The 14,224-nt window shown below is 67.3% G+C and carries 11 protein-coding genes; all 11 read left to right on the top strand.

Annotated features, from left to right (window positions below):
* Window positions 1-21: 21 nt before the first annotated feature.
* Window positions 22-1,407 carry a TolC family protein gene (locus B7X49_RS02205; protein WP_286704164.1) on the top strand — a complete coding sequence of 462 codons (1,386 nt, stop codon included), beginning with the start codon at window positions 22-24 and terminating at the stop codon, window positions 1,405-1,407.
* Window positions 1,404-2,321: a hypothetical protein gene (locus B7X49_RS02200; RefSeq protein WP_286704165.1), complete on the top strand. Its 918-nt coding sequence runs from the start codon at window positions 1,404-1,406 to the stop codon at window positions 2,319-2,321. The genes B7X49_RS02205 and B7X49_RS02200 overlap by 4 nt, the downstream gene beginning before the upstream one ends.
* A complete protein-coding gene (locus tag B7X49_RS02195; RefSeq protein WP_286704166.1) occupies window positions 2,318-5,425 on the top strand; it encodes an efflux RND transporter permease subunit in 3,108 nt (1,035 codons plus the stop codon). Before B7X49_RS02200 ends, B7X49_RS02195 begins: the two co-directional genes overlap by 4 nt.
* 24 nt (window positions 5,426-5,449) lie before the next feature.
* Window positions 5,450-5,956 (top strand): Cupredoxin, encoded by a 507-nt coding sequence (locus B7X49_RS02190; protein ID WP_286704167.1) that lies wholly within the window; start codon window positions 5,450-5,452, stop codon window positions 5,954-5,956.
* Window positions 5,957-6,080: 124 nt separating this feature from the next.
* A complete protein-coding gene (dapB, locus tag B7X49_RS02185) occupies window positions 6,081-6,824 on the top strand; it encodes a 4-hydroxy-tetrahydrodipicolinate reductase (RefSeq protein ID WP_286704176.1) in 744 nt (247 codons plus the stop codon).
* The gene (locus B7X49_RS02180) at window positions 6,824-7,660 is read left to right on the top strand and encodes an aldo/keto reductase (RefSeq protein WP_286704177.1); all 837 of its coding nucleotides are present in this window, start codon (window positions 6,824-6,826) and stop codon (window positions 7,658-7,660) included. Before dapB ends, B7X49_RS02180 begins: the two co-directional genes overlap by 1 nt.
* The gene (locus tag B7X49_RS02175; protein ID WP_286838147.1) at window positions 7,611-9,548 is read left to right on the top strand and encodes a hypothetical protein; all 1,938 of its coding nucleotides are present in this window, start codon (window positions 7,611-7,613) and stop codon (window positions 9,546-9,548) included. The genes B7X49_RS02180 and B7X49_RS02175 overlap by 50 nt, the downstream gene beginning before the upstream one ends.
* A gap of 295 nt (window positions 9,549-9,843) precedes the next feature.
* Window positions 9,844-11,031: a methionine adenosyltransferase gene (gene metK, locus B7X49_RS02170; protein WP_286704170.1), complete on the top strand. Its 1,188-nt coding sequence runs from the start codon at window positions 9,844-9,846 to the stop codon at window positions 11,029-11,031.
* A gap of 7 nt (window positions 11,032-11,038) precedes the next feature.
* A complete protein-coding gene (locus tag B7X49_RS02165; RefSeq protein ID WP_035227920.1) occupies window positions 11,039-11,710 on the top strand; it encodes a tRNA (guanosine(46)-N(7))-methyltransferase TrmB in 672 nt (223 codons plus the stop codon).
* A gap of 3 nt (window positions 11,711-11,713) precedes the next feature.
* The gene (locus tag B7X49_RS02160) at window positions 11,714-12,895 is read left to right on the top strand and encodes a YbfB/YjiJ family MFS transporter (RefSeq protein WP_029310646.1); all 1,182 of its coding nucleotides are present in this window, start codon (window positions 11,714-11,716) and stop codon (window positions 12,893-12,895) included.
* Between the two features lie 85 nt (window positions 12,896-12,980).
* On the top strand, window positions 12,981-14,096 hold the full coding sequence (locus tag B7X49_RS02155; RefSeq protein WP_286704171.1) for an alkene reductase: 1,116 nt from the start codon (window positions 12,981-12,983) through the stop codon (window positions 14,094-14,096).
* The last annotated feature ends 128 nt before the right edge of the window (window positions 14,097-14,224 follow it).

Below are 14,224 nucleotides of genomic sequence, written 5' to 3'. Positions count from 1 at the left end.
GCTGGTATCGGCTGGCCCGAGATGGATGCGATGATCGATACGCTCGGCCGGCGGCGCGGCCCATGGCGCTTGGTGCTGCTGACAGTGATGCTGTTGCCGGCGGCGCTGGCCGGTTGCGCGCGCTATGTGCCCCGCCCGATCGATGCGGCCACCAGCGCCGGCCGGCTTGCGGCGCGGCGCCTCGATGATGCGGCGCTGCGCCGGTTTCTGGCCGCGATGGGCCATCCCGCGCCGCGCTGGGGCATCGGCACGCTCACGCTGGTTGCGGTGTTCGAGCGGCCGGACCTGCGGATCGCGGTGGCGGGCCAGGCGATCGCGCAGGGCGGGCTGGTCGCTGCCACCGCCCTGCCGAACCCGACGCTCGGGCTCAGCCCGACCTTCAACACCGGCGCTGGCCTGCCGTCGCCGATCAAGATCGGTCCGATCGTCGATTTCGTGATCGACAGTTTCGGCGCCCGCGCGGCCGATGCCGCGGCGGCGCGGGCGAATATCGCGGTGGCGCGCGCCGCTATCCGCACCGCCGCCTGGCAGGAGCGCGCCCGCGTTCGCGACGCGCTGCTCGCGGTCTGGCAGGCGCGCTCGCGGGCCGCGATCGCGGATCGGGCGGCGCGCACGGCCGCCGCGAGCGGGATTGTGCTCAACCAGCGGTTCGCGGCCGGCATGATCGCGGCGCCTGTGCTCACCGCCGGGCAGATCACCGCCGAACAGGCAGGCTTCGCCGCCGCCGAGGCGGCGCGGCGAACCGCGCTCGCGTCGACGCGTCTGGCCGCCGCGATCGGCATGCCGGCGGCGGCGCTGCGCGGCATTCCGCTCGATTTTGCCGCGTTCGATACCGCGTCGCAGCCGCAGGATGTCGCGCCCCTGGCGCGCGCGGCGCTGATCGAGCGGCCCGCGGTGCGGGCGGCGCTCGCTTCGTATCGTGCCGCGCAGGACCGGCTGCGCGCCGCGATCGACCGGCAATATCCGGGCTTCACCATCGGGCCGGGCTATCATTACGACCAGGGTGACAACAAATTCCTGCTCGCTTTGTCGGTGCCGCTGCCGGTGTTCAACCAGAACCAGGGCCCGATCGCGATCGCGCGCGCCGATCGCCGCCGTGCCGCCGCGCGGTTCGATGCGGCGCAGCAGAACGTCCTTGCCATGATCGATCAGGCGCGGGCCGATCTGCGCGCGAGCCAGGCGGCGATGCGTGCGGCTGATCGCAGCGCCGCCGGCGCCGATCGTACCGCCGCCGCCGCCGCACAGGCGTTTCGTGCCGGTGCCAGCGGCAGGCTCGGCCTGCTGGGGGCGCGGCAGGCGGCGATCGTCGCCCGGCAGGATGCGCTGACCGCCCGCGCGCAGGACCTTGCCGCGATCGGCCGGCTGGAAGACGCGCTGCATCATCGTTTTTTCAGGAGCAACCCATGATCCGCCGCGTGCTCGTTCTGGCCGGACTGGCCCTGCTGCCGCTGCCGGCGTTGGCCGGTCCCACCGACCCGGTCGCGGTGATCGCCAGCGGCCCTGCGCTGGCCGGCGGCGTGCGCATTGCGACGCTGGCGTTGACGCGCTTCCAGCCGGCGCGCGTGGCCGATGGCGTCGTCACCGATCCGGCCGGTTTGCTGACGCTTCGGGCGGAGCTGATCGACGCCGGCATCCGCGCGCATCTCGCCGCGGCTGAGCTTGCGCGCACCCGCCAGTTGTTCCGCGCCGGTCAGAACGTCTCCGCCGCCAGCCTGCAACAGGCCGAGGCCGCCGATGCCCTGGCCACCGCGCGCTGCCAGGCACTCGCCGCCCAGGCGATCGCCCGGTTCGGCCTGGTGCTGGCCGGCATGATGGCGCGGTCAACCGGTCCGGTCGCCGCCATGGCCGTCGGCAAAGCGTCGCTGGTCGCGGTGGCGCTCACCGCCAGCCCGCCGCCGCGTGCGACCGCGCGGGATGCCGCCGGGGCGCCGATCACGCTGACATTCATCGGCGCCATGGCGCACGCGCCGGCCGGGCGGATCGGGCCGGGGGCCTATTACCGCGCGCCGCTGCTGCCGGCCGGCGAACCGCTCGCGCTCCGGCTGGATCAGGGCGGTGCCCATCGCGGCTACCTGATCCCGGCCTCGGCGATCATCTATCGGCCGGGGCGTCGGGCGATCTTCATCGAGACCGCGCCGCACCGCTTTACCCTGACGGCGCTGCGCGGTGCCGTGCCGGTGCGGGCGGAGGGCAGCTTGCGCTCGTACTTCGTCCGCCGCACGCACCTGCCGCCGCATCCCACCGTGGCGATCGCCGGGGCGGGATTGCTGCTCTCGATCATCGCCAGCCATGAGGGCAAGGCCGGCGGCCGCACACGATGATCGAGGCGATCATCCGCCTGTCGCTGCGCTATCGCCTGCTGGTCGTGCTCGGCATCGGCGCGGTGGCTCTGTTTGCCGCGGCTGCGCTGCCGGCGGCGCATTATGGCGTGTTTCCCGAATTCGCGCCGCCCACCGTGCAGATTCAGACCAACGCTGCCGGCCTTGATCCACGCGAGATCGAGCACGCCGTGACCGACCGGCTGGAACAGGGGTTGAGCGGCCTGCCCGGGATCGCCGCGATCCGCTCGGAATCGAGCACCGGCCTGTCGGTGATCAATCTGGTGTTCCACGGCGGCACCGATGTCGCGGCGGATCGCGCGAGCGTCGCCGGCCGGTTGACCAGCCTGACCGCCTCGCTGCCGCCGCGCGCCGTGCCGGTGATCATGCCGCGCCAATCCGCTACCGGCACGGCGGTGGTGATCGGGCTCGATGCGCCGGCGATGCCGCTGATGCGCCTGAGCGCGATCACCGAGACCACCATCCGCCCGGCGCTGCTGGCGGTGCCGGGGGTTGCCAATGTCGTGGTGTTCGGCCTTGCGCTGCCGCGGCTCGAAATCCAGTTGAACCGGCGCGCGCTGCTCGCCAGCGGCTTCGGGCTCAACCAGGTTGCCGCCGCCGCGCATGATGCCAGCGCCCTGCTCGGCGGCGGCTTCATCGATACCGGCAACCAGCAACTCCTGCTCGATGCCCATGGCCAGACCCGCAGCGCCGCCGCACTGGCGCAAAGCCTGCTCGGCGAACATGCCGGACTGCCGGTCACGCTCGGCGATGTCGCACAGATCACCACCGCGCCGCCGCCCCGGTTCGGTGCCGCGCTGATCCACGGCAAGCCCGGCCTGCTGCTGATTGTTTCCTCGCTCGCCGGGGCGGATACGCTGCACGTTGCGCATGGCGCCGAACAGGCGCTCGCCGCGATCAGCCCGGCGCTGCGCCGTCAGGGCATCGATATCGACGCCCATGCCCTCGCACCCTCGGGCTTCGTGCGCGAAGCCCTGAGCGATCTGGGCCGGGTGCTGCTGATCGGTGCGGTGCTCATCCTGGTCGTGCTGTTGCTTGCCCTGCGCGACTGGCGGATTGCGCTGATTTCGTTCGTCTCGATCCCGGTGGCACTGCTGGTGGCGACCCTGGTGCTGCGCGCCCTCGGCATCACCATGAACACGATGGCGCTGGCGGGCCTTGCCATCGCGCTCGGTGAGATCATCGACGATGCGGTCGTCGATATCGAAAACATCAACCGCCGGCTGATCGAAAACCGCGCCCGCGCCACGCCGCTGCCGGTGCTGCGCGTCATCCGTGATGCCTCGGTCGAAGTGCGCGGCGCGATCATTTTCGCAACTTTATGCGTCGCGGTGATGTTCACCCCGGTGCTGCTGCTCGGCGGCGTTGCCGGGCGGTTGTTCGCCCCGCTCGGCATCGCTTATCTGGCGGCGATCATCGCTTCGCTGTTCGTCGCCCTCACGCTCACCCCCGCGCTCGCCGGCCTGCTGCTGGCGCGCCGCACCGGCGGGGTCGCGCATGTGCCGATGCAATCGGCCCGCAGCGCCTATGGCCGCCTGCTCGATGTCATCGCCCGCCGCGCCGGTCTGCTCGCGCTGTTCGCCATTGTATTCGTGATCGGCATGGGCGCCTCGCTGCCGCTGGTGCGCACCCAGTTTCTGCCGCAGTTCCGCGAGCAGGACATGATCGCCCATTACCTTGCGGCCCCCGGCACCTCGATCAAGACCATGCTGACGATCGGCCGGCACGTCGCCGCCGTTCTGGGCCGGATGCCCGAAGTGGCCGATGTGGTCGAGCATGTCGGCCGCGCGACGCTCGGCAACGGCCACCCCGATGTCAACAAGGCCGAAGTCGATATCACGCTCAGCCGCAGCGGCAACGCCCACAATGCGACGGCGGAGCGCAAAATTCTTGCCGCGATCGATACCGTGCCCGGGGTGCGCTGGTGGGCCAACAGCTTCCTGACCGAGCGCATCCACGAAACCCTGTCAGGCTTTACCGCACCGCTGGTGATTTCGGTCTATGGCGACACGCTCGCCGCGATTTCGGCGGATGCCGGGCGCATCCTGCACAGGATCCGCCCGATCAAGGGCGTCATCGTCGCTGCCGTCGCCGCGCCGCCCAACACGCCGGAACTGTCCATCACACCCAACCGCGCCGCCATGCTGCGCTATGGCGTTACCGCGCGCGCGCTGCTCACCGCGATTCATATGGGCTACGCCGGCGATCGCGTGGGCCAGGTCTATCAGGGCAGCCTGATCGAGCCGATCGTGATCACCCTGCGCCAAGCCCGCCGTGCCGACCCCGATGCGCTGCGCAGCCTGCCGATCGAGGCGATCGATCATCGCATCGTGCCGCTTGGCTTGGTCGCCCACATCCGCCAGACCGCCGCGCCGTCGCTTATTTTGCACAATGCCGGGCGTACCGAACAGGTCATTACCGTCCACACGCGTCCGGGCGATGGTGATGCCGTGCTCGCGGCGATCAAGCGCCGCATCGCGGCCCTGCATCTGACCGGCAATGCCTATGTCACCTACGGCGGTAGTGCCGTGGCGGGCGGCGCGGCGCGGCGCTCGCTGGTGACCCACGCGGGCATCGCGCTGGTCGTGATCGCGGCGCTGCTGGCGCTCGCGCTGAAATCGGCGCGGGGGGTGGCACTTATGGCGCTCGGGCTGCCGTTTGCGTTGGCCGGCGGTATCGCCGCCGCGTGGCTGTTTCTGGGCGGCACGATCAGCCTGGGCGCGATGGTCGGGTTGGTCACCTTGTTCGGCCTGTCGCTGCGCAACGGCCTGCTGCTGCTGATCCATTACGCGAGGCTGGTGCAGACCGATGGCTTGGCCTGGTCCGCCGCCACCGCGCGGCGCGGTGCGATGGACCGGCTGCCGGCCATTTTGATCACCGCGACCGTCACCGCAATCGGCCTGCTGCCGCTCGCTCTTGCCAACGGCGCGCCGGGGGATGAAATCGAGGGGCCGATGGCCATCATCATTCTCGGCGGCCTGTTCACCGCGACCATGCTCACCCTGCTTCTGCTGCCGCGCCTTGCTTCACGCTACCTGCGGATCGGACCCTCGCTCAACGACGGGCTGGACCCGCCAAGGACCTGATCAAACACACGAAAGGACACGACCATGCATCATCTCACCCGCACCGCTCTCATCGCCGCCACCCTGGCGCTGCCGCTCGCGGCTCAGGCCGCCGCGCCGAAGCCGGTTTATATCCATATGAACGGGGCGAATATGTTTCTCGAAAACCCGGTCGCGGTGCGGCCGGGTCAGGCGGTGGTGTTCGTCAATGAAGATACCGGGGGCCATACCATCATCGGCTACAGCGCGGCCACCGGCAAAACCAGCACAAGCTTCGATGGCGCGGTGGCGGGCACCAAGGGCGCGGGCAGCCCGGTTCACACTTATACAATTACCTTCCCGCACCAGGGCGTCGTGCATTATTATTGCTCGGTCCACGCCATCCTCGCCAAGGAACCCGGCGGCCGTACCGTCGCCAAAGTCCGCCCCGGCGTGGACGGCTTCGGCGACCCGATGGCCGGCACCATCATCGTCACCACCGATGCCAAACTGCTGGCCGACAACCCGAAAACCGCCGGCGAGAAGATCCTGCCGGGTTATTTCGGCGGATAAGCAAGACCGGGTGCTTTGCTGGCTCCCCGCCTCACCCCAACCGCGTTCGGCATCTACCGATCGGATGGGGCGGATCGTGACCCCGATTGCCAAACGCCGCGCGCCGGCCGATACCGCACGGATCATGGATGGACCCGTTCTCCGCATCGGCATTGCTGGCATGACCGGCCGCATGGGCAGGCTGCTCGCTGATTCGGTTCCGGCCGCGGGTGCGGTGTTGGCGGGCGGCGTCGGCCGGGCCGGCGATCTTGCAGATCTTGCGGCGGGGGCTGACGTCATCATCGATTTCACTACCCAGGCCACGGTCCGGCGGCATGCCGGTATTCTTGCCGGAAGCGGCATTCCCTGGGTGCTCGGCACCACTGGGTTGACCGCGGCCGATGAGGTCGCGGTCCGCGCCGCAGCGGCGCAAATTCCGGTGTTCCAAGCCGCGAATTTCGCGCCCGGCGTCAATCTGGTGTTCGCCCTGGCCGAGCGCCTCGGCGCCGCCCTTGCCGCAAGCACCCATGATGCCGAAATCCTCGAAATGCATCACCGCCAGAAGATCGACGCGCCTTCCGGCACCGCCATCAGTCTTGGCGATGCGATCGCGCGGGGCAGGGGGGTCGATCTTGCGGCGGTCATGCAGTCCGGCCGCGATGGCCATACCGGCCCGCGCGAGGCGGGGGCGATCGGCTTCGCCGCCTTGCGCGGCGGCCAGATCGTTGGCAGCCATAGCGCGATGTTCACCAGTGCGACCGAACAGATCACCCTGACCCATCACGCGCTCGACCGCCGCATTTTTGCCGACGGCGCGGTCCAGGCCGCACTGTTCCTCGCCACGAGGCCAGCCGGGCTCTACGGCATGCGCGACCTGCTCGGCCTATGATCCCCCAGGTCACGCTGAAGGACGGTACGCCGGTTCCCGCCATCGGTCAGGGCACCTGGAATGTGGGCGATACCCGAGCAAACGCAGCCGCCGAGCGTGCCGCCCTGCGCGCCGGCATCGATCATGGTCTCACCCTGATCGACACGGCCGAAATGTATGGCGAGGGCAAGTCCGAACGTCTGATCGCCGAGGTCATCGCCGGCCAGCGCGACCGGGTGTTTCTGGTGAGCAAAATCTATCCACACAACGCCTCGGCGGCCGGTGTCGCCCGCTCGTGTGCCGCTAGCCTAAAGCGCCTCGGCACGGATTATCTCGATCTTTATCTGCTCCACTGGCGCGGCAGCCATCCGCTGGCGGAAACCATCGCCGCGTTCGAACGCCTGCGCGCGGCCGGCCACATCCGGCGGTGGGGGGTCTCGAATTTCGATACCGATGACATGACCGAACTGCTGGCGCTGCCGGAGGGTGGCCATTGCGCCACCAACCAGGTGCTCTACCACCCCGATGCGCGCGGCATCGAATTCGATCTGCTGCCGTGGTGCCGCAGCCACGGCATGCCCGTCATGGCCTATTCGCCGCTCGGTCAGGCTGGACGATTGCTGCGCTCGCCGGCGCTCGCCGCCGTCGCGCAGCGCCATGGCGCGACGCCGGCGCAGATCGCGCTTGCCTGGTGCCTGCGGCAGGGCAACGTCATCGCGATCCCCAAGGCCGCCACGCTCGATCATGTCCGTGACAATGCCGCTGCGGCCGCCATCGTGCTGAGCGACTCCGACCTTGCCGCGATCGATGCCGCCCATCCGCCACCGCGGGGCAAGCAGCCTCTGGCCATGCTGTAGCGTCGTCACGATGCTGTCCCGGCGATCGCTCCTTGCGCTGATCGGGCTTGGTGCCACGGCACCGGCGGCCCGCGGTGATACGCCGCAACACGTCTGGCCGGACTGGCAGGCGATTATTTATCAGCACCAGAACGACGCCCAACTCGATACGCTGCAACGCATGGGCGTCACCAACGGCAAGATCTTCACCAGCCGTGACGATGCTGCCAGCAATCCGGCCAACCCGCAGGCCGCCGCGTTCGCGCGGCGCGGCATGCGGTTTTACGTGGAGAACATCGCGACCGATTTTTACTCGGCCTATCATCGCTGGTTTCCCGACCGGCCGGTGGATGCGGCATTCCTGGCGGTGCAGGCGCTGCATCGCAAGCACCCGAGCGACCCTGCCGCGTTCATCCGCAATCCCGGCCTGTCCGACCCGGTCTGGCTCGCGCGCGTTCAGGGCCGGCTTGGCCGGGTGGTGCGCGATTATGCGCGCTATCGTCCGCTCTATTACAGCCTGGCCGATGAGCCCGGCATCGCCGATCTCGCCGCCAACTGGGATTTCGATCTGGCATCAAGCTCGCTCGCCGGAATGCGCGCCTGGCTGAAAACCCAATACCCCAGCCTCGCCGCGCTCAATCGCCAGTGGGAGGCCGATTTCAGCAGTTGGGACGCCGTCACGCCGGTCCTGACCGATGCGGCGGTGCGCCAGTTCGGCCGTAATTTTTCCGGCTGGGCCGATTTCAAACGCTGGATGGATGTCGCCTTCGCCCGCGCGGTCCGGCTTGGTACCCAGGCGGTCCATGCCGCCGATCCCGGCGCGCTTGCCGCGATCGAAGGGGCGCAGATCCCCGGTTGGGGCGGCTATAATTACACGCATCTTGCTGGCGCGGTCGATGTGATGGAAATCTACGACGGGGACGAGAATATCGAAATCGCCCGCTCGCTCAATCCGTCGCTGATCATGCTGCTCACGATTGCGGGCGCCGATCCGGCGCAGCGCCATCAACTCTGGCGCAGCGTGCTGCGCGGCATGCGCGGTGCCATATTGTGGGATCCGTCCAGCACCATGGTGTTGGCCGATGGCGCGCCCGGCCCCTGGGCGGTGCAGGCGGCGCCGGTGTTCGCGGCGTTGCGCGGGCCGCTCGGCCGCACCCTGCTCGCCGCCGAACGGATCGATGACGGCATCGCGATACTCTACTCGCCCGCCAGCCTGCGCACCCAATGGCTGCTCGATCGGCGCGGTGACTGGAGCCGCTGGGAAAATCGCGGTCCCTCGGTCGAGACCGCATCGAACGATGCGGTACACGCCGCCATGCGCGGCTTTGCCACGCTGATCGATCATGCCGGATTTCAGGGCCATTACACCGCACAAGGCCTGATCGAGCAGGGCGCGCTGGAGTCCGGGCGCATCCGCCTTTTGGTCTTGCCGCATGTAATCGCGCTGTCGGATCGGGCGGCGGCCGCCGTCCGCCGCTTCGTCGCCGGCGGCGGCATCGTGGTGGCGGATATCGCACCCGGCGCGTTCGACGAGCATAGCCGCGCGCGCGAGCGCCCCGTGTTGGCGGATTTGTTCCAGGCCGGCGGCAACGCGATCATCCAGTCGCCATCGGGCGACCGTGCGACCACTTTATTCGCCCGCGCCGGCCTGCACGCCCCATTCCGCGTCGAGCGGGCGGACGGTCAGGCCGGTGATCCGGTGCGGCTGTTCCGCTTCCGCCATCATGGTGCAACCCTGCTGGCCATGCTTCGCAGTTTTGCAGATGGCGGCACCGTCGCGCCGTTCACGCTCCATCTGGCATCGCCCGCCGCGACGACGGATTTGCGGAGCGGGGCCAAGACGGGGCCGGTTCGTCGGCTGGACCTGATGCTCGATCCGGTGACGCCGACTCTGCTCAGGGTTGGCTGATCGCTGCGGTTTCGGGCGTTCAAGGCAGGAGAGTCTTCTTTTTTGTGAACAAAAAAGAAGCAAAAAAACTTTGTTGATTTGGGCCCGTGCCGTTTCGAACGCCCGTGCCCCGGAGATAGAAAGTTTTTTGGTTCTTTTTTTCAAAAAAGAACCGCTTCCTTCTTCTACCCGTCCGTCCGCATCCGCCAAGTCTCAATCTTGACCCAAACCGCTGTTTCGGCCAATGCCGGATGGCTCCGGCATGTGGCCAGGGCGCTCCCCGGCTCCGGGCATTTCGCGACAAGAGGAGAAATCCATGCGCGACCAAGGCGAATTTCTGTTCACTTCGGAATCGGTTTCCGAAGGTCACCCCGACAAGGTGGCCGACCGTATTTCCGATACCGTGCTCGATGCCTATCTGGCGGCCGACCCTTATGCGCGGGTCGCCTGCGAAACCCTGGTGACCACCAACCAGATCGTGCTGGCCGGCGAGACCCGTGGTCCTGCCTCGATCACCAATGAATACCTCGCTCATCTCGCCCGCATGGCGGTGCAGGATATCGGCTACGACCAGGAAGGTTTTTCCTGGCGCGACGCCAATATCGATGTGCTGCTGCACGCCCAGTCGGCCGATATCGCGGTCGGTGTCGATGCTGCGGGCAACAAGGACGAAGGCGCCGGTGATCAGGGCATCATGTTCGGCTATGCCTGCACCGAGACCGAGGCGCTGATGCCCGCACCGATCCATTACGCGCATCTGATTCTGCGCCGCATGGCGGAGTTGCGCAAAATCGGTGACACCCGCGCCGCCGGCCTGCAGCCGGACGCGAAGAGCCAGGTGACGCTGAAATATGTCGATGGCAAGCCGGTCGGCGCGACCTCGATCGTGGTGTCGACCCAGCATGATGAGGGGTTAAGTCAGAAGGCGATCAAGGCGATGCTGCGGCCGCTGATCACCGAACTGCTGCCGGAAGGCTGGATGTGCGGCGATGAGCATTTCTACGTCAACCCGACCGGCAATTTCGTCATCGGCGGGCCGGACGGCGATTGCGGGCTGACCGGGCGGAAAATCATTGTCGATACCTACGGTGGCGCCGCACCGCACGGCGGTGGTGCGTTCTCCGGCAAGGACCCGACCAAGGTCGATCGCTCGGCGGCCTATATGTGCCGTTACCTCGCGAAAAACGTCGTCGCCGCGGGGCTCGCCAGCCGCTGTACCATTCAGGTCAGCTACGCCATCGGCGTGTCGCATCCGCTGTCGGTCTATGTCGATCTGCATGGCACCGGCAACGATGTCGAACAGGCCAAAATCGAGCGCGTGCTGCGCGAGTCGGTCAATCTGACGCCGCGCGGCATTCGCGAGCACCTGCATCTCAACCGGCCGATCTATGTGCCGACCTCCGCCTACGGCCATTTCGGCCGCGAACCCGATGCCGAACTCGGCACCTTTACCTGGGAAAAGACCGATCTGGTCCCGACCTTGAAATCGGCGTTTGGACGCTAACCCACGCATGGGGGTCAAGCCGCCGCCCGACCGTCTCTACGGTCGGGCGGTCGGTCATGCCCTGCGGGCGCGCCAGACCGAGCTGATCGACATGCTGCTGCCGCGCCTGCGCTGGCCGGATGCTGGCTTCGGCATCGCGCCGCGCGAAACCTGGCTTGAGGTCGGCGCCGGCGGGTTCGAACATGCCCAGGCGATTGCCGCCTTGCATCAGGATATCGGCCTGATCGCCTGCGAAGTGTTTGCCAATTCGATCGCCTCGCTGCTATCGCGCCTCGCCCCCCTGGGCGAAGCGGCGATGATCCCTGCCAATCTGCGGGTACACGACGATGACGCGCGGCCGCTGATCCGCAGCATGGCCCCCGCATCGATCGGGCGGGTCTATCTGATGTTCCCCGACCCCTGGCCGAAGGCGCGCCACGCCAAGCGCCGCTTCGTCCACCCGGCGACCCTGGCCGATGTCGCCCGCGTCCTTGTACCGGGCGGTGAATGGCGGATCGCCAGCGACGATCCGACCTATCAGGCCTGGGTCGACCAGGTGTTCGGGGAGTCGGCGCTGTTCGACCGGATCGAGACCACCACCACCCGGCCGGATGATTGGTGCCCGACGCGCTATGAAGCCAAGGCCATCCGCGCCGGCCGCACGCCGCGCTACTGGCGTTTCGCCCGCGCCCGATCCTGACCGATGAGCACGATGGCACGCACGGCAACCTCGATCGAGGCCGCGAAAGTCATGACCGCCGGCGTCGCCAGCATGGTGCTCACGGTCGGGCTCGCGCGGTTTTTATACACGCCGCTGCTGCCTTTGATGCAGGCGCAGGCGCATCTTTCGGTCACCGGCGGCGGCTGGCTCGCGACCATAAATTACGCCGGCTATATGGCTGGCACACTGCTTGCGGCCTCGGTGGGCGATCTCGCGGCGAAATTCCGGCTCTATCGCGTCCTGTTGCTGGTGGCATTGGTCGGCACCGCCGGCATGGGGCTGACCACCGATATCGTGGTGTGGGCCGCATTGCGGTTCGCCGCCGGGGTTTCCGCAGTGGCGGGGCTGCTGCTGAGTTCCGGGCTCGTGTTGAACTGGCTACGCCAGCATGGCCGCCGGCTGGAGCTTGGGATTCATTTCGGCGGCGTCGGGCTGGGGATCGCGGTGTCCGGCCTGCTCGCCGTGGTGATGGCAGGGTCGCTGAACTGGGCCGATCAATGGCTGGTCGCCGGTGGCGCCGGGCTGCTCCTGCTGATCCCGGCCTGGGTGTGGATGCCAGCACCCATGCCGGTCAGCGTGCATCATGTGGTGCCTGCCGATCGTCCGCCCTCGCGGGTCTGGCTTGTTCTGTTCACGATGGCCTATTTCTGTGCCGGCGTCGGCTACGTGGTCAGTGCCACCTTCATCGTCGCGATCGCGGCGCATCATCCGGCGCTGCATGGCTATGGCAATCTGGTCTGGGTGGTGGTCGGTCTCGGTGCCATGCCGTCCTGCCCGTTGTGGGACCGCATCGCGCGACGCACCGGCGACAAGACGGCGCTGCTTGCCGCGTTCGGCCTGCTGTTTACCAGCATCATGCTGTCCGCGCTCAGCGCCGGGCTGGCCTTGCTGTTGCTTGCCGCGCTGATTTACGGCGCATCGTTCAACGGCATCACCAGCATGATCCTGAGCATCATCGGCCGGCTGTTCCCCAGCAATCCGGCCAAGGCGATGGCGCGGCTGACTATCAGTTTCGGCGCCGCCCAGGTCATCGCCCCTGCGGCGTCCGGCATGATCGCGGCGCTGACCGGCAGCTATCGCGGTGCGCTGTTCATGGCCGCGGCCACCATGCTGGTGGGCATGGCACTGCTGGCGGCAATGCCACGCAATTCGGGCGAGGCGTAGCGCGCGCGGGGTTATTTTGCGGTGCAACAACCCCTATCTCCAAATCGATCGCCGTTCCGGCGCCACGTTTGAGATGGATGTTATCATGTTGCAAAAAACCGACTCCCCCTTGTTCCAGCCGATCACGATCGGTGATCTCGCACTGAAAAACCGCATTGTAATGGCGCCGCTGACGCGCAGCCGCTCGTCGGACGCCGGCGTGCCGCCTGATTTCGCGGCCGATTATTACGCCCAGCGCGCGAGTGCCGGGCTGATTATTTCCGAAGCCACCAACATCTCGGCCCAGGCGCGCGGTTATGCGCTGACTCCGGGCATCTGGACCGAGGCGCAGGTGGCCGCGTGGCGGCGTGTGACGACGGCTGTGCATGCCAATGACGGCAAAATGTTTCTGCAGCTCTGGCACACCGGGCGGATTTCGCACCCCGATCTGCATGGCGGCGAGCTGCCTGTGGCACCTTCAGCGATCGCCCCGAAGGGCCAGGCGTTCACCAATGAGGGCCTGAAGGATCATGTGACCCCGCGCGCCCTGGAAACCGGTGAAATTCCGGCGATCGTGGCGGATTACGCCCACGCCGCGCAATGCGCCAAGGATGCCGGGTTCGATGGGGTCGAGGTGCATTCGGCAAACAATTATCTGCTGGAGCAATTCATCCGCGACAGTTCCAACCAGCGTACGGATCGCTATGGTGGTTCGGTCGAAAACCGGCTGCGCTTTCCGCTCGAAGTGGTTGCCGCCGTCACCAAGGTGTGGGGCGGTGGCCAGCGAGTTGGCCTGCGCATGTCCCCCGGTACCACGATGCCTGGCGAAACGCCGCTCGACAGCAATCCGATGGCGACCTATGGGGCTTATATCAAGGAACTCAACAAGTTCGGCCTGCTATATATCCATGATATCGAGGGCGTTACCCAATTGAGCCGTGCTGCCGATGGCATCGATTACATGGCGTTCCGCAAGGCTTTCACGGGTGCCTATATCGCCAACAACAACTACACACGTGAACTCGCCGAAGCGACGGTGAGCGAGGGTAAAGCAGATCTGATCAGTTTTGGCCGCCCGTTTATCGCCAATCCCGATCTGGTCGAACGCCTGCGCAATGGTTCGCCGTTGGCCGAGGCGCCGAAAGCATACTGGTATGGGGGCGATGCCACCGGTTACTCAGATTGGCCGGGGATGGACGGACAGATCCGGCTGAAATCCTGAGACAATTCGACTGAACTATCTACAATAACTCGTGCCTATCCGGTTGACTCAGACACCCACTAGGGCTAGTGGCCCCCGCCATGGCGGCCATTGACATTCACCAGCGTGACGAACTGGCTTTCCCCCAA

It is taken from the genome of Acidiphilium sp. 34-64-41 (genome assembly GCF_002282635.1).
GTDB classification, from domain to species: domain Bacteria; phylum Pseudomonadota; class Alphaproteobacteria; order Acetobacterales; family Acetobacteraceae; genus Acidiphilium; species Acidiphilium rubrum.
This window is presented reverse-complemented; position numbering and strand designations above follow the sequence as displayed.